The following is a 24246-nucleotide window of genomic DNA, read 5'->3' on the forward strand; positions in this document are numbered from 1 at the left end:
GCTTTCTTCCATGCCTTTTTCGCAGAATCAAATACCATTCCTTACATTACCACGGTATTTTCTACGTAGCTAGTTTAGCGCATACATTTCTAACGTTAGTATTACTGCATCGTAACATAAAACACATTTTTTTATTCAAGGGAGCATAATTTGAAACAAAAACCAGCCGATGGCTGGTTGATTTCCTGCTGTGTTGGGAGGATAAAAAGGTATGGAGGGGGGAAAGCATCCGAATTCATCACTAAGCTGTAGTGCTGAGTTATGTCGGCTGCAATTGTTTGTGTAAATAAATGTAACACTTTGAAAGAAAACCTGCAACTTTTCTTTACATTCCAATTTGTCATTTGTCCTTTGCTAATTGACCAATGCCAATTCCCAATTCCCAAATAATTAACCAGTCAGAAAAACGTATGCACCCAAAGCCTGTGCTGCAACTGCCAAAAAAGTAGACCAGATGGGATGAGGGCTATGAATAGTTTTACCACTTTGAGTTTCTAAGGTGTGGACATCGATCCAAGGTGTTGCTCCTCGCCGAAACCAACCTGTGACGATAATTTGCCGACCGATAAGATCCTGGTGATTCACTGACTGTCCTAGCCAAGAAATGTGGTGTAATTTCACCAAGCCCGTGCTGGATTGGAGGATTAAATCTTGTGCTAGGGAGTTGCTAGTACCTTGACGACCTAATAGTTTACCCACCAAACGCACGCTGACGCTATCAATAGGTAAGGCAGAAGGGTCAGCTAATAGGTTGGGTAGGTAGTCATCAGTTTGTACCGTGGGGGATTTGATATCTGGGAAAAAAGAATTAATCCGCATCACTGTACCAATGCTAAAGCCAATTAGAAGGCAGCCTGTAATGAAAGACCAATCTTCATATATCCACTTTAGATTTAAAAACTTGAGTGCGAATGCTAGTTGCCAGGTTAGCCAGACCAAAGCTGCAAACAGAAACCCTAAAGGAATCCCCAACCAGGGAGCGATTTGTAATAAGAAAGACTGACGCTTAACCCTTGATGGTTCGCTAGCAAAATGTAGTTCGGTGTCTAAATGCCAGTGACGGGCTATTTTGCAGAGGCGTTCGATGCGATCGCCCATCAAAGAATGACTATTATTAATCGTAAACCATTGGCGGTAGGGATTGGCAGTATCCCACTTCAAAAATGATTCAAAAGATAAATTGCTGGCAATCGTTCCCAAAGAAAGGCTCTGTTGATGGCTGACTGGTGTCAAGAGATTTAAGCTTTCTAGTTGCCAACTGGTCTGTTCTTCTTTTTGGATATCGGCTGCAATACCAATGGAAATTTTGAGTAAAGCGCGAATCAGGGCGTTGGGATTACCTGTGATTTCAGATGCGACGCGATCGCTATAATAAAGCCGCAACCGCGACAACCACAATCCAGTCCCTGTTAGCAAACCCCAAAGTCCATAAATAAGACTAGCCACAATTGTCACTGGCCAACGCCAAATCCCTGATATTTTGTCTCCCAACTCTGATATTTGCTGATAAAGCTTATAAATTGGTAGTGTCACCAGCAACAACAAAGACATCACAGAAAAATCCCAGTGAGCAATATGCCCTAATTGGGTGGCGTAAATAATGGCGATTTCATCATCTGCCAGTTGCTCTAATAGCCCTTGACTGACAACAATCCTGGCATTACGTGGTAAACTACCGTAGGTCAGGATAATTGGTGCAGCCATAGGTAAAATCCGCAGTTTGGGTAACGGCCAGTGGCGCTGTTGACAACAACGTTGTAGCACCCGCACAGCTTCGCGGCTATGGGCATTCAATACATCTTTGGAAAATTCTCGCTGACCATATAAGTTTGCCAGTAGCAGATCCAGTAACCAAGGTGATACTCCACTCAAAATCACCAATACTATTAGTAACAAGTTAGTAGGGTTGCTGTATAAAAACTGCACTGGCTCCAGATAAGGTAGTTTGACTAAAGTCAGGTTGATCAATCCCATTGCGAACTTGAGGATTTCTCGCATCATCCAAAACAGAGCAATGAATGTTCCTGCTGTCAATAGCCGCAAAGGAATTAATTTCGGTTTACGTAGGGGTTGCCATGCTTTGGCGCGTTGTGCTTGTCGCCAATAAATAACACCAAATAATTTAGCTTGGGTGCGGGTAACAGAACCCATGAAACCGTTTAAAGGTGCAGCCGGTGGTGGTAATGGTGTAGCTACCGTAGCTTTGAGTCTAGGTAGTGGCACCATCGATGGGGTGTCGTCGCTCTTGGTTTCTATTACTTGCTCTTCTGGCTTTTCCTCTAATGTAGGAGTTACCACGGGGGTAACTGGGGGAGAATCTGGAGGAGGATCTGGAGTTGAGTTATCAAACGCTACAAATCCAGTTTCGACATTTTTTGATTCTTGATCGCGTTTCTTACGTTTTGTCAGGTGTTCGAGAGCGCGTGTTGCCCACTCTTGAACTTGCGGATTGTTACTCTCAATGAGATTCTGGGAAATAGCGATCGCATTGGCAACTTCGCCAGTGCGAGCATAAGCCATCACTAAACCAACCTTGGCTTGTAAGCTAGCAGTCCCATTGCTTTGGCTGCTAGCAATAGGTTCTAGTTGGGCGATCGCTGTTTGGTAATTTCCCTGTTTGAGGGCAACTAAACCAGCCTCCAAAGACGGTTTGGCATGTGAAGGCATACAAATTCTGGCACTCCAATCTCTTCTAAATGATCCACGTTTGTGCAAAAGCGCGAACCTCGGATGCCGTGGAAATCAACCGCGCTCAAGTTTTGTTTGTCAAGTGAACGATAAAGGTTGAATTCAGGAGTCAGTCGTCAGAATTCAGTTGAGTCTTCATCTAAATTCTGAATTCTGTATTCTTCTTCATTCGTCCACTGGTTGTTGACTAGAAAATACTGGAGCGATCGCGCTTAATTTTAACTCTGGATGGTCGCCCAATAACTGTTGACAATTCCATTCATTGCGGAATAGCAACACTGGCCGTCCCATGCTGTCTTTAACTGTAGTGGTATTGAATATTCTTCCCACCTTTTCTAATGCTTCCCAACCACCCTCAACCCAACGGGCGACACTGTAGGGCAATAAATCTAATATGGTTTCTACACCATACTCGTTTTGTAAGCGAAACTGCACTACTTCAAATTGCAACTGACCCACCGCCGCCAAAATTGGATCGCGCTTGGCTTCATCAGTTGAATACATAATTTGCACAGCACCTTCTTCTCGCAATTCCGCAACGCCTTTTTGGAATTGTTTAGACTTCGAGGGGTTGGGATTCCTCAAAGATGCGAACAGTTCCGGCGAGAAATACGGAATCCCCTCATATTCGAGCTTTTGTCCCGTGTAAATTGTATCCCCGATCGCAAAAACACCGGGATTGTTTAAACCGATCACATCGCCAGGATAAGCCACATCAATCGATTCTCGCTCTTGAGCAAAGAGTTTTTGCGGGCGAGACAGACGGATGAGTTTACCAATGCGAGCGTGATTCACCATCATATCTTTTTCAAACTTACCAGTGCAAACCCGGATAAATGCGACGCGATCGCGGTGTTTCGGGTCCATATTTGCTTGTAGTTTAAAGACAAATCCCGAAAATTCTGGGTATGTAGGAGCAACTTCACCAACACTGCTGTAGTGAGAACCGGGTTTGAGGGCATATTCGAGGAAATACTTGAGGAATAACTCTACCCCAAAGTTGGTCATGGCACTACCAAAGAACACAGGTGTCATTTTGCCTTCGTGTACTAACTGCAAATCTAGTTCTGGCCCAACTCCTTCTAGGAGTTCTAAATCATTTTTCAGTTGGTAGTACAGGCTTTGTTCTAGCTTCTCTTCTATTCTCGGATCACCTAATTCGACCATCGTATCACGGGCTTCTCGGCTACCGTGGGCACTGCGTTCAAAGAGGTGTATTTGTTGCTTGTGTCGGTCAAAAACACCTTTAAAGCGATCGCCCATCCCAATCGGCCAGTTGACTGCATAGGTTTGCAACCCCAATTCTTGCTCAATTTCATCCAACAGTTCCAGAGGTTCTCTTCCGGGGCGATCGAGCTTGTTGATAAAAGTAAAAATCGGAATCCCGCGCAACTTACACACTTCAAACAATTTGCGGGTTTGCGGTTCCAAACCTTTTGCCGCATCAATTAGCATCACTGCATTATCGGCGGCGGCAAGGGTACGATAAGTATCTTCACTGAAATCTTGGTGTCCGGGAGTGTCTAATAAATTTATTTGACACTTCTGGTATTCAAATTGCAACACCGTAGAGGTAATAGAAATACCCCGTTGTTGCTCCATCGCCATCCAGTCAGAGGTTGCCTTACGCTGTGCCCGTCGCGCTTTGACTGCCCCAGCTTCGTGAATTGCACCCCCGTACAGGAGTAGCTTTTCTGTTAGTGTCGTTTTACCTGCATCGGGGTGAGATATAATCGCAAAGTTGCGGCGCAGTTCAACCGCTTGAATAAGTTCAGACTGAAGTTCAGTAGACATAATTGTATTTGTTTGTTAGCTAGCTTAATTTTTTCTGACTCTGGCAAGTCTTTTAATCTTAAGACAACGATGCTCATGATAGGGTCGTAGTATAACCAACAATCTAAACTAAAGAGGAGAAAGCAATGTACGACACAGACAAGCGAAAGCTTCTATCAGCCTTGTCGCATGGAGCCATTTTTTTCAGCACAACATTGGTATCTGTCGGTGTACCGATCGCCATACTGCTTGTATCTGACGATCCTGTTGTTAAAGAAAACGCCAAAGAATCTATCAATTTCCACTTTAATGTCTGGTTTTATGGTGCAATTCTGGGAGCGCTGTTTTTTCTATTCGGTTGGTTAGTGCTACCTCTATTATTATTGGGGCCACTAGCTGGTCTAGGATATCTATTACACTGGGGATTAACAATTTGGGCGCTTATCGGAGTTTTCAGCAATCCTGATATACCCTTCCGTTATCCCTACATTTTCCGATTTCTTTAGAAGAAATTATCATTTGGCATTGGGAATTGTTGGTTATTTTTATTAAGCTGTTGTGCCTTGATGCACACAACCAATCGCCAGAATTTTGCCAATAGAAGGTCTGACGATTTTGAATTTTGAATTGCTTATTATGTCGTTTTTTTCCCAGTCCGTTGGATAGGTGCAACCAGGCTGTAGAATACAAAATTGCCCTACAACTTGATTAAGAGTAGGGCAAAGGACAGTTAAGCACTGTTTGTAGTCTGTCTGACGGCAGGAAAATTTTAGCCTGCTTTTGTGACGCTTTATTTTGTGTCCATCTGCGTTGTTTTTCTTCATAAAATTTTATGTTTCCTACACACCGCCCCCGTCGTCTGCGTACCCATCCTCAACTGCGCCGGATGGTTCGTGAAACTGTTTTAACAACAAGCGATTTAATTTACCCATTATTTGCTGTACCAGGTGAGGGAATCGCTAATGAGGTGAAATCCATGCCGGGAGTCTACCAACTTTCGGTAGATAAAATAGTTGAAGAAGCTAAAGAAGTTTACGACTTAGGAATTCCTTCTATTATTTTATTTGGAATTCCGGCTGATAAAGATGTGGATGCCACTGGCGCTTGGCATGATTGCGGTATCGTCCAAAAAGCAGCGACGGCGGTAAAAGCAGCAGTTCCAGATTTGATTGTAATTGCTGATACTTGTTTGTGTGAGTACACCAGTCACGGTCATTGTGGTTATTTACAAACTGGTGATTTAACAGGACGAGTTTTAAATGACCCAACTTTGGAATTGTTGAAGAAAACAGCAGTTTCGCAAGCGAAAGCTGGTGCCGATATCATCGCGCCTTCTGGGATGATGGATGGGTTTGTGCAAGCAATTCGTCAGGGTTTGGATGAAGCAGGATTTCAAGATACGCCAATTTTGTCTTATGCTGCTAAGTATGCTTCGGGTTATTATGGCCCATTTCGGGATGCCGCAGACTCGACACCGCAATTTGGCGACAGAAGAACTTACCAAATGGACCCTGGTAACGCCCGCGAAGCAATTAAAGAGATTGACTTAGATATCGCCGAAGGTGCTGATATGCTGATGGTTAAGCCAGCCTTGGCATACATGGATATTATCTGGCGCGTGAAGGAAGCGAGTAACTTACCAGTTGCGGCTTACAATGTTTCTGGTGAGTATGCGATGGTAAAAGCTGCGGCTCTCAACGGTTGGATTGATGAAGAGCGCGTGGTTATGGAAACTTTAACTGGGTTTAAACGGGCTGGTGCAGACTTAATTTTGACCTACCATGCCAAAGATGCGGCGCGATGGTTAAAGTAGCTAGGCATATTGAATACTAATTTAGTGGGAAATCTCACGCAGAGGCGCGAAGACGCAGAGTTGTGTTTTGGTGTTTGGGCGTGAGATTCTTTTAGGACTTAGGCAAGAGTTAGGGAATAATGTAGACACGGAGTGGCTTGCCGCAGGCTACCACAGAGGCGCAGAGAACACAGAAAAATTTATACATTGAATATAAGTTTAATTACATAAATAAATCAGCAGATTTGCCACAGTGAGAGGCGATCGCTCATAAAACCTCTAAAATCTAAATTAAATAGCTTTGATATAGTTATGGCAATTACTCGCTCTATGTTTGAGGTAGTTCGTTTAAAAAACCCAATCTCTAACTAGTGCGATCGCTCACTATATTTGCGACAGCAGCACGATAAAATTCTAAAACCATAATCGTACTAAAAGGTCTAAATGGCAGAAACACTATTCTTCAACGCCTTACGCGAAGCCATTGATGAAGAAATGGCCCGTGATTCCAGCGTATTCGTTCTCGGTGAAGACGTAGGACACTACGGCGGTTCCTACAAAGTTACCAAAGACCTGTACCAAAAATATGGCGAACTCCGCATTCTAGACACCCCCATCGCTGAAAATAGCTTCACTGGTATGGCGGTGGGAGCAGCGATGACAGGGTTGCGTCCCATCATTGAAGGCATGAATATGGGCTTTTTATTGCTCGCCTTCAACCAAATATCCAACAACGCTGGGATGCTGCGCTATACTTCCGGCGGTAACTTTAAAATTCCGATGGTAATTCGCGGCCCTGGTGGTGTAGGAAGGCAGCTAGGTGCAGAACATTCCCAACGATTAGAAACTTACTTTCAAGCTGTACCAGGCTTGAAGATTGTTGCCTGCTCGACACCAAGAAACGCCAAAGGACTACTAAAATCAGCTATCCGCGATGATAACCCCGTGTTGTTCTTTGAACACGTTTTGCTTTACAACTTGAAAGAAGATTTACCAGAAGAAGAATATTTACTACCCTTAGATAAAGCCGAAGTTGTGCGCCAAGGAAAGGATGTCACAATTATCACTTATTCTCGGATGCGGCATCATGTGCTGCAAGCAGTAAAAACACTTGAAAAACAAGGTTACGATCCAGAAGTTATTGATTTAATATCCCTCAAACCCTTAGATTTTGATACAATTGGTGCATCAGTACGTAAAACCCATAAAGTGATTGTTGTGGAAGAATCCATGCGAACTGCGGGTATCGGAGCAGAAGTCATCGCTTCAATAAACGATCGCTTATTTGATGAATTAGATGCGCCAGTACTACGGCTTTCTTCTCAAGATATCCCCACGCCTTACAACGGCAATCTGGAACGACTAACAATCATCCAACCAGAGCAAATCGTAGAAGCTGTGGAAAAAATGGTAGCGTTGCGGGTTTAGGGAATAGGGAATAGGGAATAGGGAATAAATTCAACCCCGACTTCCCACTCCCGACTCCCCACTTCCGACTTCCCAACTCATAACTCCTCAAAAGAGCGCTATTATAGCGTTTGTCAGTTGCGAGTTATGGTATGCAAAGACAGCGATCGCTATTAATTTTGATTTTAGTCCTGATAATCGCCGCTTTTACGGTGATTGCGACAATTCCGATACCCCTGGGACTGGACTTGCGGGGAGGTTCACAGCTCACAATTCAGGTGAAACCATCAGCAGAAATTCCCAAAATCACCGAACGAGAATTGGAAGGTGTAAAGAAAGTTGTCGAAGGTCGGATTAATGGTCTGGGTGTTTCTGAGCCACTGATCCAAACAGTCGGCGCAGATAAAATATTGGTGCAACTACCAGGGGTTAACGATCCAGAGCAAGCCGAACGGGTGTTAGGGGGTACAGCGCAGTTAGAATTTCGTACCCAAAAACCGAATACAGAAACTCAACTGCTTGCTTTCCAAGCATCTAGAGCCGAATTGAAAGCCAAGCAAGAAGAGTTGAGAAAGAGTACTGATAAAGCAGCAATTGTCAAAAATCAAGAAGATTTACAAAAAAGTAATCAAGCGATCGCAGAATTGTTTGAAAGCACTAATCCACCACTAGGTGGCAAATACCTCAAGGATGCCTATGGTGAACCCACTCAAGGTAACAACTGGCACGTTACCATTCGCTTCGACCAAAAGGGTGGTGAACTGTTTGCCAATTTGACGAAAAATCTCGCTGGTACTGGGCGAAGCATAGGTGTTTTTCTAGACAATGAACTGATCAGCGCTCCTACCGTGGGTATAGAATTTGCCGCCGCAGGTATTACTGGTGGCTCTGCCGTAATTACAGGAAGATTTACCGCACAAGAAGCTAATAACTTGGGTGTACAGCTACGTGGTGGCGCATTACCCGTACCAGTAGAAATCGCAGAAAGGCGGACAGTAGGGGCAACATTAGGTAAAGATAGTATTCAAAGCAGTATTTATGCTGGAGTTGGTGGTCTGACTTTAGTATTAATATTTATGGTGGTTTACTATCGACTACCAGGATTGATTGCGGATGTCTCACTAGTGATCTATTCCCTCTTAACTTGGGCAACCTTTGCTTTATTGGGTGTTACCCTAACTTTGCCGGGAATTGCTGGTTTTATCCTCAGTATTGGGATGGCGGTTGATGCCAATGTCCTAATTTTTGAACGGACACGGGAAGAATTACGAGCAGGTAAATCTCTGTATCGTTCTGTAGAATCTGGTTTTTACCGAGCATTTTCTAGTATTTTAGATAGCAACGTCACTACATGGATTGCTTGTGCTGCCCTGTTTTGGCTGGGGTCTGGTTTAGTCAAAGGTTTTGCTCTTACCTTAGCTTTGGGGGTGGCTGTGAGTATGTTTACCGCAATTACTTGTAGTCGGACATTGCTGTTTTTGGCAATTTCAATTCCCTCCTTGCGGAAGACAGAACTTTTCTGTCCAAACCTGCCAACATCGAATAAGGCAGAGGTGACTCCATGAAACTGAGTATTAACAAATCGCGATCGCTTTGGTGGACTATTTCTGCTGCGATTATTCTTGCTGGTATCATCTCAATGGTGATTTCTTGGCAACAACCCAATATTCACGCACCCTTACGCCCCGGTTTAGATTTTATCGGTGGTACAAGGTTACAGTTTGTCCGAGATTGCACTAAACCCGGCAATTGTGACAAACCAATTAATATCAATGCTGTTCGGGAAGTTGCAAAAGCGCAGGGACTAGGTGATAGCAGCATCCAACTTGTCTCCGAAAATGGTGCAGAAAATGGTGTACTAATTCGCACAAAAGATTTGACTGTCGATCAGCGCACCAAGTTACAAAATGCTTTAAGCGAAGAAATTGGCGTTTTTGATCCGCAAAAAAATCAAATTGACTCCGTTGGCCCTACCTTGGGAAAAGAACTGTTGAGGTCTGGGATATTAGCTCTGATAGTTTCCTTCATTGGTATTACTATCTATATGAGCTTCCGCTTCCAGTTAGATTATGCTGTGTTTGCGATCGTTGCCCTATTTCACGATATCTTAATCACAGTTGGGGCTTTTTCACTTTTGGGTTTGGTAGCGGGCATCGAAGTAGATAGCCTTTTTATCGTCGCCTTACTTACCATCACAGGTTTCTCAGTCAATGACACAGTGGTGATTTACGATCGCATTCGGGAAACCATTAAAATCAATCCTGAACACCCAATTGCCGAAATTGTTGATGATGCGGTTAACCAAACTCTGACAAGATCCATCAACACAACCTTAACCGTGTTGCTGACATTAACTTCCATCTTTCTATTTGGTGGAGAAACACTGAGATATTTCGCTCTAGCTTTGATTATTGGGTTCACGATGGGAGCTTATTCAAGTATTTTCATCGCCAGTACTCTCCTTACTTGGTGGCGAGAGAGGGATCAATCCCAAGTGGTAGAAAGCGTAGAGCCAATTGATACATCCGCCAGTTCTCAGGATAGTTAAACTTGTGTGCATTTCACAATTGGGTTAAAGCATTTTAAATTGCTCACCTATGCTTTGGAATTTTATTCTTCTATGGATCAACCTGAAGAACCATTAATCCCTAATCCAGAATTTGAGAACTCTGACGCATCCTTTATTCAACAAGTGCAAAGGTTACATAAGCTGACATTATACGGTAGATGGCTGTTTGTCGGCTGTTTGTGGCTCACCATTGCGCCTGTTAGCTTGTGGGGTCTACGTTCAGAAATTTCTCTGTGGCAACAATATTTTACCTGGGTAGCGGTGCGATATGGACTCTTCTACCATCCACTGTCTACCTTCGGTTTAGCCTTTTGTATTGGGATGACTGCTGCTGTTTTAGTTTGGCAAAGTCGGAATATCTTATTTGGACTCCCAAAACCGGAAAAACAACGTTTAGAAAAACAAGTTTATCGGATACGTCAACAGGGGCCAAGTCATCCTCTGTGGAAGTGGGTTTGTCATTAATTTTTCTTTCTCGTTGCATATACATATACACGTACAGCAATTTTTAGCAAAATATGACTTAAATATACAAAGATATTGCCAAAAGTGGATGCCATAAATGAACGAGTCTCAGATTCAATTTAGCGATCGCAAATCTGAAATTGACCTTTACCAACTCCAAGAACTGTTAAACGTTTCAGCTTTCTGGGCAAAGGGACGCAGTATTGAAGATTTAGGTATAGCCATTGCCAATAGTGAACCAGTGATTTCTGTCTCGGATAGCGATCAACTCATTGGCTTTGCTAGAGCAACATCTGATGGCATATATCGCGCCACGATTTGGGATGTTGTCATTCATCCAGAGTATCAAAGTAGTGGGTTGGGAAGTAAGTTAGTAGAAACCGTTTTGAATCATCCCCGTATGAGGTGGGTTGAGCGCGTTTATCTGATGACTACTCACCAGCAGGGCTTCTACGAAAAGATGGGTTTTCAAACCAACAACACCACTACAATGGTGCTACACAACCTAGCTAACCGTGTTTTTGTTGCTGCTACAGAAGTTCAACTTCAGAAATCACTAGGGGGATAGAGATTTGTAGTCTGGTAATCTCCTGATGTGGTTCCTTGGCAATGGAGGAAGGCAGGATTTCTAACTTTCCTCCCATAACTTGCACTAAAGTCTGATTGATTAATAGCCTCATCCCTGGAGAAAGAGCAGCCTTTTGATCAATTTGGATCTGCTGCTCATCAGATTTGAGCAAATCAATCGGCTCGCTCAAGGGTACAGCATGAGTTGGAACATCCAGCCAAATAGTTACAAAATTATTTGTAGGTAAGATATTGCTAGAAATACAAATACTGCCTTCTTCCATTTGAGTAATGGTAGTGTCTATTAAACTGATTAATATTTGACGGAGCCAGAGGTAATCTGCCAAAACATAAATTTCTGGGTCTGCGGGTAACAATTGCAAGGGAAAATTGCGATTAGCCGCCAGCATATAAGTTAATTTATGAACCTCTTCCAAAATTTGCGCTAACGGTCGGGGCTGAATATCTAATTTATTAGTACCGTGTTCCGTTCTCGCAACGGTGAGAATTTCATCTATCAACTTGAGTAGCTTCAGCGTTCGTTCGTGAGCTTGGCCAATAAATTCTCGTTCTTCAGCCGGATCTTCACATAAATCTGACAAAATTAATTGATGCAAGCCAATTAAACCATTGAGAGGCGATCGCAATTCATGGGTAGTTCGTGCCAAAAAACCAGCCTTAAACTGGCTCATTTCCCTTGCCATAAAGTATGCCAGCTGCGTTTGCTGTAGCTGTTGTGATATCGGTGGCATCTCTTCTTGATCTAATGGCGCTATTAGAGATGAGCTAGATGAAACATTTGCTGATGCCTGCGGCGGACGTAACCATAGCATAAATAACCGATAGAAAATCATACCTAGTGCAAGTCCTGCTCCTAGATATATCCAGTTGCTCCAATTCATAATTTGGCAATTATTAACTTGTTAATTGACCACAACAGCGCAAACTAAAGTTCCAGATTTCTCTGTTGTGGAAATCACGAAAACAACATTATAACTACCTGTATCTATTTATCACTCGAAATATCTAACTTTATTGCACCTTGTCGTAAAATCTGCCAATTTATGCCTGTCCATTTAGCAACGGTGGAAGGTATACCCATTGCTGCTGTTTCACCTTGACATTCTAGAGTCAAAACCTGGGGAAACTGAGTCTCAATTTCTGCCATCGTTTGCAAAGGTGGCTGACCGGAAAAATTAGCGCTAGTGGTAGCAAGGGGGCCTGTTTGCGCCAAAATAGTTTGAGCGATCGCACTGTTCGGGACTCGAATACCAATTGTCGTTGGATCAACAGGGTTCATAACTTTTGGCAATCGTTCACTTGCTGGCAAAACTAATGTCAGCCCTCCTGGCCAATGTTTCTCAACTAGTTCTTGCCAAACTTTATACTCGTTTTCACTACCTTTAACATAGAGCCACAAATCTTCAGCACTAGCAGCCATCAAAATTAAAGGTTTGTCTTGACTGCGTTGCTTCGCCGTAAAAATTAACCCAGCTTTTTCTGGTATCGCCGCAAGTGCAGGAACAGTATCAGTAGGAAAGCTTACCAAAAGACCAGCTTGTGCGCCAGCTATTAGATTTGTTAAAGAAACTTGTGTCATTTTTATGGGTATAGGTATAGAGTATGGAGCATTTTCCCTATGCGCTATGCCCCATGCTCCATACCCTATTTCCTAACTTTTGTAGGCAAGGGCAAAGCGTTCAATTCCAGCTAAATCAGCGTGAATTTGAATCTTACAATAGCTACCTTGATTTTGCAAAAGTTCTCGCACTACATCCGCCTGTCCTGCCATCATCTCAATTAACCAGACACCGCCAGATTGTAAATAACTGGGAGAAATTTCTATCAAATGGCGAATGCAATCTAAGCCATCACCGCCACCATCCAAAGCTAGATGTGGTTCATGGTTAACTACTTCTGGTTGCAATGTAGGTAAGGTACTGGTGGGTATGTAAGGAGGATTCGACACCATACCACTAAACTGACCTTTGAGAAATGCTAGTGGCTCCCACCAAGAACCTTGATAAAATTTAATCCGTTCAGCAAAACCCAAATTAGCAGCGTTGGTTCGAGCGATCGCTAGAGCTTCTAAACTGTAATCAACTGCATGAATTGTTGCTGTTGGCAAGACATCTGCTAATCCGATGGCGATCGCTCCACTCCCAGTACCTAAATCTGCCCAATGTCCTGAGACACCGCTAGCTGCTGCTAAAGCTAAATCAATTAAGCTCTCTGTCTCTGGTCTGGGAATCAAAACGGCACTTGACACCGCGATTTGAAAGTTACGCCAAGGTGTCACTCCGGCAATATACTGCACCGGTAAGCGATCGTTTAATCGCCTCTGCCATAGCTGGTCTAACTTTTCTAGAGGTAATTGCAGCTGAATTTGCGGCCAGTTTTTAAAAGACTCCAAACGCAGTGCCAAGCGGTCTAACCCCGCAACTTCTAAGAGTAGCCAATCTACCTCCATTGTTGGGACATCAGTGGCGATCGCTGCTTCAAGGGCTGCATTTCGCCACTGCCAAAGTTTTAAACCAGAAACTGTCAGATGCTTCTCCCCCATGCCTCAACCTTGGAGTACATAACTGTTATTTTTTCGGAGCGGGCGCAGCAGATGGCGATTGATTCGGTGTAAGTGAGCGAATAAAACTGATGGACTCCCGCGATGGATACAGAACAATTTTATTGATACTAGGGTCGGTGCTGCTATTGAGAGCCTCCATAACACCGTACAAATCCACTACCTGAATTTCAGTGTTCTCTGCTTCCTTCGGCACGGCTTTTTTGAATTGGTCTAACAGAGCCACTGCTTGCTCTTTTTCAAAAAAGAAGGGGATGAATCGCTCGTTGCCTTTGGCAAGCGGAATGGTCAAATAGCTATTATCTTTCTTAAATTTGGGTACAAATAAGGGAATCCCATTGAATTGCTCCCCTTTTTTACCATTTGCATTCAGCATACTTGTTGCCGAAGCTACTTGTGCTTGCGACGGGACTAAAGTATAAATTACAGAGTCTGATTTCTTTTTGCTTTCTTGAACTATTTTATAGTAGTCTGCCAAGGATAAAGGTCTTACCTGTAAGGTGCTTGCCAATTGGGGATTTTCTTTTTTGAGCCGATTATCAAGGAATTTTTGAGCATCTTGCTTGCTAATAAAAAATCCTACTTGTGAGATCGGCTTGGACTCGTTGTTTTTCCTCGAAAGAACTACGAATTCGCCTTTAGGATTAGTAAGGGTGAATACAGGTACTTCTTGGAGCTTTTTCACTATCTGATCTTGTGGCAATGCTACAGCCTCTAGATTGCCTATTCCCGGTAGATTGCCTATTCCTGAAAGTCCCGCTAAAAATACACTGCCAGCTATACCCAATGTTGCGCCTAAGCGAATAAATGATTTCATGACTGCTCCTCGCATCAATAATCTAATTAAATTAAACAAATGGTTGGATTTGCACAGCACCAACTAGCTTTAGTTATATAGCAATCTATTTCAGTTGGGAAAAATTCATTGTGCGCGTTGAGGTTTAATGTTAAGCATCAACGGTCAAAATCCAATATTCCCCAACTATTCAGGGTTGCTATAGTATCGTTTTCACAAATCGACAGTACTAAAGTTGTGTTCTTCTCGATATCGCTTTGCTATTCACCACGAAATGCTGTAGATGCCTACTATATGTCTTCTCAAACGGTGAAAAGTTTCTTAGTATCTCGACCTTAGATATGATAAATGCCATTCTATAGGCTTTTTCTAAGATCGGGTGACGCTATTACTTAATCAATCGTTCCATCGCACTTGCTTTAATATCTTCTCAAATCGATATAAAGTCTAGTATCAGCAATATCTTACTGCTTCAGGATGAAATTTGCTTGTTAGGCTTCAACATTTAACCCAACACTATAACAGGCAAATTGCTATTATCCGTAAAAATGTCCAATTTAATTGCATTGTGTAGCAAGTAAACTTTTAAACAATATTACTTAAATCGGGATGACAGGATTTGAACCTGCGGCATCCTGCTCCCAAAGCAGGCGCGCTACCAAGCTGCGCTACATCCCGGTTATACTTATCTACTTTTGGGAGTTTGGTTTTATCCCATTAAAGCGATCGCGCTTTACCAAAAGCATTAAGGTCACTATATCACATCATACGGCTTATGCCTAATCTTTTTTCCTTTACCAAAAACAAGATAAATTAGATTTTTACACCGATAAAGGTTTTTTGCCGACTTAGTTCTGCAAGATATATACTTGCGCCCTTGTCGGCTGAACCTTTCAAAACTACATCAAAATAATAGATTTTCTTATGCAAATCGGGTTTTATTTTGATTGAGCGTTAGTGAGGATACCAGAACATGCCTTTAATGCCTTCTGGATCAGCCATAAACCCCATAGTCCGGTAGAAATCTACCACATGGGGATCTGCAAAAAGAGTGACATTACTAATTTCTTCACTTCTGAGTTTTTTGAGAACGTATTTCATCAGTGCTTTACCCAGTCCTTGACTTTGAAAGTCTGGGTGAACCACGACATCCCAAATAGTGGCATTAAACGCGTGATCTGAGGTAGCGCGGGCAAAACCAATGAGCCGCTTTTGATTTCCTCTCACCTGCCACATTGAGGCGACAAGAAAACTATGCTCAATAGCTTTTTTCACTTTTCTTAGAGGACGACGCGACCAACCAACTGCATCACAGAGTTCTTCTAGCTCATATAGGTCAATATCTCGCTCCGTACTGAAGACGATGCGAGTTTCCTTTGAAGAAGCTTCGCTAATGCTGCTGGGGTTGGAGTTGCCCGCAGCATCGACACGTTCTTCAAAAGGGTTTGTCCTAGTTGTCGCTACAGATTCAGGAGTACTAAACCAAGTTTTCCAAAAACCCATGCCAACGTGGTTCGGGTAGTATAACTAAATTGGTTTCCACTCTCAGGAGTGTTGATTCACGTTTAACATAGCTACCTCCATTTACTACCCCTTACACTCAAAATTTTTCGGTTGTTTTCGGGATTTGCAATGGCAACAGCTATTTAGAGCGTGTTTCACACCAATCATTTTCAACTTTAGCATTTTGTTGTAAAGGCTAGGAGAAATTCCCCAAAAGTAAGGATATAAACTAATTCCAAATTCAAAATCACTCCCTATTAACTCATCTTCTTTTTGGCTAAAGGAATTGGACACCGAAGTTATGATGGTCAGAAGTATCTGCTTAGAAAGAAAAATTTAATATGGAAAACCAAATCCTGATAATTGCTCGTATAGAGCTTAAATGCAGGTTAGCTTAGGAGTGAATTGTATACAAGAGATTGAGTATTTGGGAAAATCCTTCCCTAGTCCCCAACATCCAGCCCCTAGTCCCCAGGTGATGAAAGCAAGCGAGTCTTACCCTTAACAATGGCTTCTGGTTTAAAATCTTCAACACTGGAACTTCTAAAGCGCTTTAACCGAGCGTTTCCCCAGTTTTATGAGCAATTCGTCAGCAGTGAGATTCAACTGCAAAATTTGCGTCTAGCCTACCGTCTGTATAAAACTAGACGCGCTGTGATTGAACTGAAACCGGAAGGTAGTAAAAGTGCTTTGCATTTTGCTTACCGTAACCAGTCTTTTCTCCTCAGCGATATTTTTGGTGTACTAGCAGCTTATGGGTTGACTATTCACGGTCTGAGCCTATACGGTCAGATCCGTCCGCCAATGTTAGTTTTTATCAAATTGTTGGTATCTCGTGGTAGTAAAGCCTTGACCGAGAAAACCGCAGAAAATGTTTGTCGTGCCATCCGCGAGGCTTTAGGAGGTCGGTTTGAGGTAGAAGAGATGCTGGCTGTAGAATTTAATCTTGATACTGGCTTAGAGCAGGTACAAACTGAGTTCTATGTCGATCCGGTCTTTCATCTCCCTGCCTTGGTGATTGAAGCCGATAATCAACCAGGATTATTCTACAAAGTGATGTACGCCATCTGGCAGGAAGACCTGCTGGTAGTCAATGCCAATTTATTGGTTTGGCGTGGACGTACACGGCTAATTCTCTACTTATTGGGGCCAAATGAAAGCCTTATTCCTGAATATCTCGGTCACAAAATTGCCGAAGGAGTGCGACAGAGGTTGCTGGGGAAATGAAAAAAGTGAGAGTTATGAGTTAAATAATTCGTAATGGGCTTCTCTGCGAGACACTAAACGCGAACGCCCCGCTACGCTAACGTAATTTGTAATTAAAAATTAACAATTTCTAACTCTTAACTCCTGTAAAGACGCGATTAATCACGTCTCTCTTTCTATTCCCTATTTAGTCGCACCCGCCCTTCGGGGTACGATATAAACATGGCAACTATCGAAATCTTGGGCGTTCCACACGCATACGAGCTAACGGCTCCCACTACCTGCCCCCACGCTTTAGTATTTATCCACGGTTGGCTCAATAGCCGTGGATATTGGCAACCTGTGATTTCCCGCCTATCAGATGATTTGCAGTGCCTTTCCTATGATTTGCGGGGTTTTGGTGAATCCCAGTCCCAGGTACAAACCGATTTTAGTCGGGCACAAACGTCTCTAAGTCTGATGCCCATCTCGAATAGTGCGCTTGGTTCACCAATCGATTCTCTTTATACTCCTGTTGCTTATGCTCAGGATTTAGCCATTCTCCTAAAACAGCTGAATATTAATAGTGCTTGGCTAATTGGTCACTCCTTGGGAGGTACGATCGCTCTTTGGGGAGCAGATCAAATACCTGAGTGTATCAAGGGAGTTATCTGTATTAATGCTGGCGGTGGTATTTACCTGAAAGAAGCTTTTGAGCAGTTTCGCTCGGCGGGTCAGAAATTTTTGCAAGTCCGCCCGCGTTGGCTCTCCCAAGTGCCTTTGATTGATTTGCTGTTTACAAGAGCCAGTGTAGTGCGTCCTTTAGACCGCCATTGGGCACGTCAGAGGCTAATTGATTTCGTTGTGGCTGACCCAGAAGCAGCGTTAGGAACTCTGTTAGATTCCACAACGGAGGAAGAAATCAATCGTTTACCTGAGCTAGTATCTCAACTGAAGCAGCCAGTTTATTTTTTGGCTGGTGCTGAGGATAAGGTTATGGAACCCAAGTATGTACGCCATTTAGCTAGCTTTCACAGACTGTTCCAATACTGTGGTGACAATGTTCTAGAAATTCCTAACTGCGGACACCTGGCTATGTTGGAACAGCCAGATGAAGTGGCCGATCGCATTCGGTCGATAGTTATTAGTCATTAGTCATTGGTCATTGGTCATTGGTCATTGGTCATTGGTTATTGGTGGTTACAAAGGACAAATGACAAATGACTACTCAAGAGGTTGATATAACTTCATCACTTGGGTCAGCGCTAATCTAGACTCAACGCCTAATGTAAGAGGCGACGTATGACCATGAGATAGATGATCGGCGGCGGCACAGCCGATCATAGCGGCGTTATCGGTACAGAATTTCAGAGGCGGGAATAGGACGCGGAGATTATGTTTAATGGCGGCAGCTTGGAGGTTTTTTCTCAACCCACTATTAGCTGCTACACCGCCACCAATGGCAATTGTGTCTAAACCATAGTCTAGGGCACAGGCGATCGCTCTTTTGGTTAGCGATCGCGCTACGGTTTCCTGAAAGCTAGCTGCTACATCTGCCACTGGCACTTGTCCACCATCTTTTTCTAGTTGCTGCACTAAACGCAATACAGCCGTTTTTAACCCACTAAAACTCGCATCATAACGATGAAACCCTCCACCAGGTAAAGAAACTTTTCCCTCTGGGAGAGCAAAGGCTTGGGGATTTCCTTGTTGTGCCAACTTGTCAATTACTGGCCCACCCGGATAACCTAGCTTTAATAATCGCGCCACCTTATCAAAGGCTTCACCCGCAGCATCATCACGGGTTTGACCCAGTGTTTCGTATTTACCACAATCTTTTACAAAAATCAAGCTTGTATGTCCGCCAGAAACTAATAAACTCAAGAAAGGGGGATTTAAACTTGATTCGCTCAAGTAAGTTGCATAAATGTGACCTTCGAGGTGATGAACTCCCAAAAATGGCTTGTTGTGTACCATTGCTAAGGTTTTGGCAGCAGTTAACCCCACCAAGAGCGCTCCTACGAGTCCAGGGGCACAAGTGGCGGCAATTGCGTCAATTTGTCCCCAGTCTAGCTGGGCTTGCTCTAGGGCTTGTGCGATCGCAACATTTATCGTTTCCAAGTGCTGGCGAGATGCGACTTCCGGCACTACCCCGCCATACTGCTGATGGACTGGAATTTGCGAGGCGACAATACTGCTACAAACTTTACGATTGTTAACAATTGCGACGGCAGTTTCATCACAACTGGTTTCTATTGCTAAAACGGTTGTCATTTCTTGAGTTCTGAGTGCTGTTAAGCGGATAGCTAAGGTTTAGCCCGTGCTGAGTCCTGAATAGTGGAGAGAAAATCTTGCTTCTTTACTACCCTACAACAACAATTCTTATACTCAGCACTCGTTACTCAGAACTCAGCACTCATTTTGGTTGAGAAGCTTTAACTTTTATTTACTTAAACTTTACTCGGTTCCCACCCAAGAGTATGATGACTTCCTAGTTATGCAAATAAACAGCTGTACAAGCCGCTTCGTTTTGTACAAAGAACTTCTTGTTTTGTAATAAAAGGAAACAACTCTATGCGACGATTGTTTGCTTTGATGTTAGCGATTTGTCTTTGGTTCAATTTTGCCTCCCCAGCACAAGCTTTAGGGGCTAATTTGACACCGTGCAAGGACAATCCCGCTTTTCAAGAGCTAGCAGCTAATGCCCGTAATACCACCGCCGATCCCCAATCCGGGAAAAAGCGGTTTGAGCGTTATTCTCAGGCGCTGTGCGGTCCTGAAGGCTACCCCCACTTAATTGTTGATGGTCGCCTAGATCGGGCTGGTGACTTCTTAATCCCTAGCATTCTGTTTCTATATATTGCTGGTTGGATTGGCTGGGTAGGTCGTGCCTATCTGCAAGCAATCAAAAAGGAATCTGACACTGAACTAAAAGAAATCCAAATCGATCTTGGTTTGGCACTACCTATCATGCTATCAGGCTTTACTTGGCCAGCAGCAGCAGTCCAAGAATTACTCTCTGGAAAATTAGCGGCCAATGATTCAGAAATTCCTATTTCCCCACGCTAAATCAGCTTAACTAATTCATTCGTTTTGGAGAATAAATTCATGGCAGACAAAGAGGATCAATCATCATATTTGATTAAGTTTATTTCCACAGCACCTGTGGCAGCTACCATCTGGCTGACAATCACAGCAGGTATCTTGATTGAATTCAACCGCTTTTTCCCCGACTTACTTTTCCACCCACTGCCATAAGTGGAAAATGGAATTTAGCACAGTTGAATTTCTTGTGTTTTTCCTAAAATTATGTAGTTGATAATTCAGCTTAGTTAAGTAGAATTATCACCAAAATAGGCAACACAAAGAGTTTTTTGAAACTCGTGATCCTGTTTACAGATCGCGAGTTTCATAGTTTTAAAAGTAGCTAAATTAATTTTTCTAAACTTCTTAGCCAAAAGACATCTTTAGCTACAATTATTATTAATATAAAAATGCCACCATTTTAAATTTAGAGGCGAACATAAAATATGGCACAAGCTGTAGACGCATCAAAGAATCTCCCCAGCGATCCCAGAAATCGGGAAGTTGTTTTTCCTGCATTTCGCGATCCGCAACTGGGAAACCTAGAAACCCCGGTTAATGCTTCTCCCTTAAGCAAGTGGTTCATTAATAACTTACCTGCCTATCGCCCAGGTCTGTCTCCTGCTAGACGCGGTTTAGAAGTTGGCATGGCTCATGGTTACTTGCTATTTGGCCCCTTCGCCAAATTGGGCCCACTGCGGGATACAGCTAACGCTAATTTAGCTGGGTTACTGGGAGCCATCGGCTTGGTGGTTTTACTCACCGCTTGTCTATCCTTGTATGCTAATAGCAATCCACCTAAAGCACTTCCTAGCGTTACCGTACCCAATCCCCCGGTAGATGCTTTTAACTCTAAAGAAAGCTGGAACAATTTTGCCAGTTCTTTCTTGATTGGTGGCATTGGTGGTGCAGTAGTTGCTTACTTTTTGACTAGCAATCTAGGGCTAATTCAAGGTTTATTTGGTTAATTTAGAAATGAAGAGTTAGGAGTTAGGAGTTGGGAGTTAAAATTCATAACTTCTAACTCCCGTACAGACGCGATTAATCGCGTCTCTCCAGACTTATTTAAATAAAACCGTTTCAATGTCATTTAAAGCAGTTTCAAAATCGTCATTAACGATTTGAAGATCAAATTCATCTGCGGCTTGAATTTCTTCTTGGGCGCGGAGTAAACGACGGGCGATCGCTTCTTCAGAGTCTTGGGCGCGAGAGCGTATCCGTTTCTCTAATTCCTCAAAAGAAGGCGGTAAGATAAAAATGCTGAGGGCACTGGGGAAGGAAGCACGAATTTGTCTTGCGCCTTCTAACTCAATTTCCAGCACTACCAACTTGCCAGATTGAATTTGGTTAAGCACAGCTTCACGGGGAGTGCCGTAATAGTTACCAGCAAATTCTGCCCATTCTAAAAACTCACCTTCTGCCACTAATTGTTCGAATTTACTAAGGCTGACAAAGTAATAATTTTTGCCATCGATTTCTCCTGGACGGGCAGAACGAGTTGTTGCGGATACGGAAAAATAAAGTTCTGGATGACGTTGTAGGAGCGATCGCATTAAAGTGCCTTTACCAACCCCACTAGGGCCAGTCAAAACAATCAATCTGCCTAAATCTAAGCATTCTTCTGTGGTAGCACTACTCTGTATGGGTAAAACTGGCATTATCCCCTCAACCTGTGAATCAATCAATAGATATTATTCATTAGTCTTGTGTTCCCGGCCAAGTCCACTAGTGACTAAGGAATTTGTAGCAAGGGTGACATAAAACTTATCTAATTCACATCGTACTGCTGATACGGTACAAAGAGGAGTAGGAATAATCTAGGATTAATTATCTACAGTTTGATGATCGCGAGAAATTACAAAGCGATTCGCTACCGTTTCCGGCTGAATTGCTGACAGAATTACGTGGCTGGAATCGGTGATAATTACAGCCCTAGTCCGACGACCGTAAGTTGCATCAATCAGTTGACCTCTGTCCCGCGCATCGGTAATAATCCGCTTAATCGGGGCAGACTCTGGACTGACAATTGCAACTACTCGGTTAGCAGACACAATGTTACCAAACCCGATGTTGATTAATTGAATCTCCATAAAAAAACTTACGCCAAAGGCGGTTTGAGAAGCTCGAAATAAACCTATTTCTATGTTATCGCCAAAAAACGGGAGTTACAACGCAGAAATTCAAGCCAGCCTTTGTTTTTAAATAATGCCTGCTTTTTTTCGCTGTTTATTGGCTAAAATTGCTGAAAATCTTCCTAAAGGCATAGGCGCAATTACACTGATACAAGCTAGTTGGATGATGTACATTTATAAGGGTTTAGTGCAGCCTCACATCGATTCAGTCCACTTGAGTGGACTTTGGCTATCAGCTCATAACTTCAGTTCTGGGCGCGATTATTGTCCACCATTCACAGCACGCATCCGTCGGACACTTCCAGCTTGGCAATCGCGTAACCAAGTATTCACCGCTTGAGCAACAGTGCCATTACTACTATCGCGTGGCGAGGATAATGGCTGCTGTGCTGAATTGGAACCAGTTTGAGAAAACATCATCACTAAATGCCAACCAGTTGTAGTTTTAGTCAACAACAGCCAGTGGAATTCCTGCAATTCGATCGCTTTCTTTCCTATGTACTGCCGCTCCAAGGTAGTAAAGAAAACTTGCTCAACTCCTGATGCAGAGCTTTTAGACGCATCTCCACTATATTCTTCAAGGTTAAGGGGCAGAGGACTAAACTCAGGTCTTCCTGCCAGTAACATATAACTATAAATATCACTACTTCTGCTGAGGCGACGGGCGCGTTGGCTGGCGCGATTAGTATAACTAGGTAAATCTTGGAGTAGCTCTATAGTTAATGTTTCTAAATTTTGCTTAGAACATAAAGACTTCGCCCCGTCGTTGATATTTTCTCTTTCTGCTAGCGCCGAGGAGTTAGGGGTGAGGTTTTTCGATAACGCTGGGTAAGTAAAGCTATTTGATACTAAAATCCAAAAGCCACAAGCTACAAGCCAACTATAATTTTTCTTCTTGAGTGAAGAGGCAAGATTTTTCTCCCCTACACCCTGCACCTTGTCTCCCAGTTTCTCACTGACTCTTAGCTTCATGCCACCGTGGTTAACTCCTCAGAAATCCTCTTCCAGGCTAACTCTGGCTCAGTAGCAGTAGTAATGGGACGGCCAATTACTAAATAATCTGCACCAGCTTTCATTGCTTGTGCTGGAGTGAGCGATCGCTTTTGATCGCCTTTATCAGCCCAAGTTGGCCTAACACCGGGACAAACTAGCAAAAAGTCATCTCCACAAGTTTCTCGCAACTGTGCCACCTCTTGGGGCGAACAAACTGCCCCATCCAATCCCGCCTCTTGAGCCAGTAATGCCATTTCTAGGGCGTATTCTGGTAACTCTAGGGGAATCTTTAAATCAAATGCCAACTGTCTAGCAGAAATGCTCGTTAACAAGGTAATAGCAATTAACTTAGGCGGTTTTACACCCGCTTGGGCTGCCCCTTCTTGTGCCGCTTCTGTTGCAGCTTTCAGGGCTTCTCGACCACAAGTAGCATGAATTGTCAACAAATCTACCCCGTAACGAGCCGCACTACGACAAGCACCAGCCACAGTGTTAGGGATATCATCAAACTTTAAATCTAAGAAAATGCGTTTTTCTTTAGACTTCAGTACTTGCAGAATTTTTGGGCCAGTGCTGGTAAACAACTCTAAGCCGACTTTCCAAAAACCGACTTGGGGAAGTCGATCTATAAGAGCGATCGCACTTTGTTCATCCGGCACATCCAAAGGCACTATAACTCGTTGTTCTACCTGTTCCCCATTCCCCATTCCC

At 43.2% G+C, this 24246-nt stretch carries 24 protein-coding genes and 1 tRNA gene; 12 read left to right on the top strand and 13 right to left on the bottom strand.

The annotated features are described in order from the left end of the window. Window positions 1–390 precede the first annotated feature (390 nt). Window positions 391–2667, bottom strand: a complete 2277-nt coding sequence (locus V7K69_RS11755) for a M48 family metalloprotease (RefSeq protein ID WP_335034442.1) — start codon at window positions 2665–2667, stop codon at window positions 391–393. Window positions 2668–2853: 186 nt separating this feature from the next. After that, the gene (gene prfC / locus V7K69_RS11760; RefSeq protein WP_335034444.1) at window positions 2854–4482 is read right to left on the bottom strand and encodes a peptide chain release factor 3; all 1629 of its coding nucleotides are present in this window, start codon (window positions 4480–4482) and stop codon (window positions 2854–2856) included. A 125-nt stretch (window positions 4483–4607) separates the two neighbouring features. Between prfC and V7K69_RS11765 the strand changes: the two genes are divergently transcribed. The 7 genes from V7K69_RS11765 to V7K69_RS11795 all read left to right on the top strand — a co-directional run bounded on the left by V7K69_RS11765 (window position 4608) and on the right by V7K69_RS11795 (window position 11262). Then, window positions 4608–4967, top strand: a complete 360-nt coding sequence (locus V7K69_RS11765) for a DUF4870 domain-containing protein (protein WP_012410202.1) — start codon at window positions 4608–4610, stop codon at window positions 4965–4967. 326 nt (window positions 4968–5293) lie between these two features. Then, on the top strand, window positions 5294–6274 hold the full coding sequence (gene hemB / locus V7K69_RS11770; protein WP_335034446.1) for a porphobilinogen synthase: 981 nt from the start codon (window positions 5294–5296) through the stop codon (window positions 6272–6274). 423 nt (window positions 6275–6697) lie between these two features. After that, complete coding sequence (locus V7K69_RS11775; RefSeq protein ID WP_012410204.1) at window positions 6698–7681, top strand: alpha-ketoacid dehydrogenase subunit beta; 984 nt, start codon at window positions 6698–6700, stop codon at window positions 7679–7681. 131 nt (window positions 7682–7812) lie between these two features. Then, entirely contained in the window at window positions 7813–9225 is a 1413-nt protein-coding gene (gene secD, locus V7K69_RS11780) for a protein translocase subunit SecD (RefSeq protein WP_335034594.1), read from the top strand. Further along, window positions 9222–10208: a protein translocase subunit SecF gene (secF, locus tag V7K69_RS11785; RefSeq protein ID WP_335034448.1), complete on the top strand. Its 987-nt coding sequence runs from the start codon at window positions 9222–9224 to the stop codon at window positions 10206–10208. The genes secD and secF overlap by 4 nt, the downstream gene beginning before the upstream one ends. A gap of 72 nt (window positions 10209–10280) precedes the next feature. Then, the gene (locus V7K69_RS11790) at window positions 10281–10694 is read left to right on the top strand and encodes a hypothetical protein (protein WP_114081241.1); all 414 of its coding nucleotides are present in this window, start codon (window positions 10281–10283) and stop codon (window positions 10692–10694) included. Window positions 10695–10791: 97 nt separating this feature from the next. Continuing rightward, a complete protein-coding gene (locus V7K69_RS11795; RefSeq protein WP_335034451.1) occupies window positions 10792–11262 on the top strand; it encodes a GNAT family N-acetyltransferase in 471 nt (156 codons plus the stop codon). Here V7K69_RS11795 and V7K69_RS11800 read toward each other — a convergent pair. The 6 genes from V7K69_RS11800 to V7K69_RS11825 all read right to left on the bottom strand — a co-directional run bounded on the left by V7K69_RS11800 (window position 11225) and on the right by V7K69_RS11825 (window position 16141). Beyond that, window positions 11225–12163 (bottom strand): sensor histidine kinase, encoded by a 939-nt coding sequence (locus V7K69_RS11800; RefSeq protein ID WP_335034453.1) that lies wholly within the window; start codon window positions 12161–12163, stop codon window positions 11225–11227. The genes V7K69_RS11795 and V7K69_RS11800 overlap by 38 nt on opposite strands. A gap of 104 nt (window positions 12164–12267) precedes the next feature. Continuing rightward, window positions 12268–12861: an L-threonylcarbamoyladenylate synthase gene (locus V7K69_RS11805; RefSeq protein WP_335034455.1), complete on the bottom strand. Its 594-nt coding sequence runs from the start codon at window positions 12859–12861 to the stop codon at window positions 12268–12270. A 72-nt stretch (window positions 12862–12933) separates the two neighbouring features. Continuing rightward, window positions 12934–13824 carry a peptide chain release factor N(5)-glutamine methyltransferase gene (gene prmC, locus V7K69_RS11810; RefSeq protein ID WP_335034457.1) on the bottom strand — a complete coding sequence of 297 codons (891 nt, stop codon included), beginning with the start codon at window positions 13822–13824 and terminating at the stop codon, window positions 12934–12936. A gap of 25 nt (window positions 13825–13849) precedes the next feature. Further along, complete coding sequence (locus tag V7K69_RS11815; protein ID WP_335034459.1) at window positions 13850–14659, bottom strand: Tic22 family protein; 810 nt, start codon at window positions 14657–14659, stop codon at window positions 13850–13852. Between the two features lie 583 nt (window positions 14660–15242). Next, window positions 15243–15316 (bottom strand) — tRNA-Pro (locus V7K69_RS11820). A gap of 276 nt (window positions 15317–15592) precedes the next feature. Beyond that, window positions 15593–16141, bottom strand: a complete 549-nt coding sequence (locus V7K69_RS11825) for a GNAT family N-acetyltransferase (protein ID WP_114081160.1) — start codon at window positions 16139–16141, stop codon at window positions 15593–15595. Between the two features lie 507 nt (window positions 16142–16648). Between V7K69_RS11825 and V7K69_RS11830 the strand changes: the two genes are divergently transcribed. Together V7K69_RS11830 and V7K69_RS11835 are read left to right on the top strand one after the other, a co-directional pair. Further along, entirely contained in the window at window positions 16649–17368 is a 720-nt protein-coding gene (locus V7K69_RS11830) for a hypothetical protein (protein WP_012410214.1), read from the top strand. Window positions 17369–17569: 201 nt separating this feature from the next. Then, window positions 17570–18481 carry an alpha/beta fold hydrolase gene (locus tag V7K69_RS11835; protein WP_335034462.1) on the top strand — a complete coding sequence of 304 codons (912 nt, stop codon included), beginning with the start codon at window positions 17570–17572 and terminating at the stop codon, window positions 18479–18481. Between the two features lie 69 nt (window positions 18482–18550). On the opposite strand, the gene tsaD is transcribed toward V7K69_RS11835, so the two are convergent. After that, the gene (gene tsaD, locus V7K69_RS11840; protein WP_335034464.1) at window positions 18551–19600 is read right to left on the bottom strand and encodes a tRNA (adenosine(37)-N6)-threonylcarbamoyltransferase complex transferase subunit TsaD; all 1050 of its coding nucleotides are present in this window, start codon (window positions 19598–19600) and stop codon (window positions 18551–18553) included. Window positions 19601–19900: 300 nt separating this feature from the next. On the opposite strand from tsaD, the gene V7K69_RS11845 reads away from it, so the two are divergent. The 3 genes from V7K69_RS11845 to V7K69_RS11855 all read left to right on the top strand — a co-directional run bounded on the left by V7K69_RS11845 (window position 19901) and on the right by V7K69_RS11855 (window position 21378). Then, complete coding sequence (locus V7K69_RS11845; protein ID WP_335034466.1) at window positions 19901–20395, top strand: Photosystem I reaction center subunit III; 495 nt, start codon at window positions 19901–19903, stop codon at window positions 20393–20395. A gap of 39 nt (window positions 20396–20434) precedes the next feature. Continuing rightward, a complete protein-coding gene (gene psaJ, locus V7K69_RS11850; protein ID WP_335034468.1) occupies window positions 20435–20584 on the top strand; it encodes a photosystem I reaction center subunit IX in 150 nt (49 codons plus the stop codon). A gap of 272 nt (window positions 20585–20856) precedes the next feature. Further along, on the top strand, window positions 20857–21378 hold the full coding sequence (locus V7K69_RS11855) for a photosystem I reaction center protein subunit XI (protein ID WP_190933741.1): 522 nt from the start codon (window positions 20857–20859) through the stop codon (window positions 21376–21378). Window positions 21379–21471: 93 nt separating this feature from the next. Here the strand turns inward: V7K69_RS11855 and gmk are convergent, their stop codons facing one another. The 4 genes from gmk to pyrF all read right to left on the bottom strand — a co-directional run bounded on the left by gmk (window position 21472) and on the right by pyrF (window position 24242). Next, a complete protein-coding gene (gene gmk / locus V7K69_RS11860) occupies window positions 21472–22068 on the bottom strand; it encodes a guanylate kinase (protein ID WP_335034596.1) in 597 nt (198 codons plus the stop codon). 165 nt (window positions 22069–22233) lie between these two features. Next, window positions 22234–22500: an extracellular matrix/biofilm regulator RemA gene (gene remA, locus V7K69_RS11865; RefSeq protein ID WP_012410221.1), complete on the bottom strand. Its 267-nt coding sequence runs from the start codon at window positions 22498–22500 to the stop codon at window positions 22234–22236. A 303-nt stretch (window positions 22501–22803) separates the two neighbouring features. Beyond that, on the bottom strand, window positions 22804–23514 hold the full coding sequence (locus V7K69_RS11870) for a hypothetical protein (RefSeq protein ID WP_335034472.1): 711 nt from the start codon (window positions 23512–23514) through the stop codon (window positions 22804–22806). Further along, window positions 23511–24242: an orotidine-5'-phosphate decarboxylase gene (gene pyrF / locus V7K69_RS11875; protein WP_335034474.1), complete on the bottom strand. Its 732-nt coding sequence runs from the start codon at window positions 24240–24242 to the stop codon at window positions 23511–23513. Before pyrF ends, V7K69_RS11870 begins: the two co-directional genes overlap by 4 nt. Window positions 24243–24246: the final 4 nt, after the last annotated feature.

Source organism: Nostoc sp., assembly GCF_036917775.1.
Taxonomy (GTDB): domain Bacteria; phylum Cyanobacteriota; class Cyanobacteriia; order Cyanobacteriales; family Nostocaceae; genus Nostoc.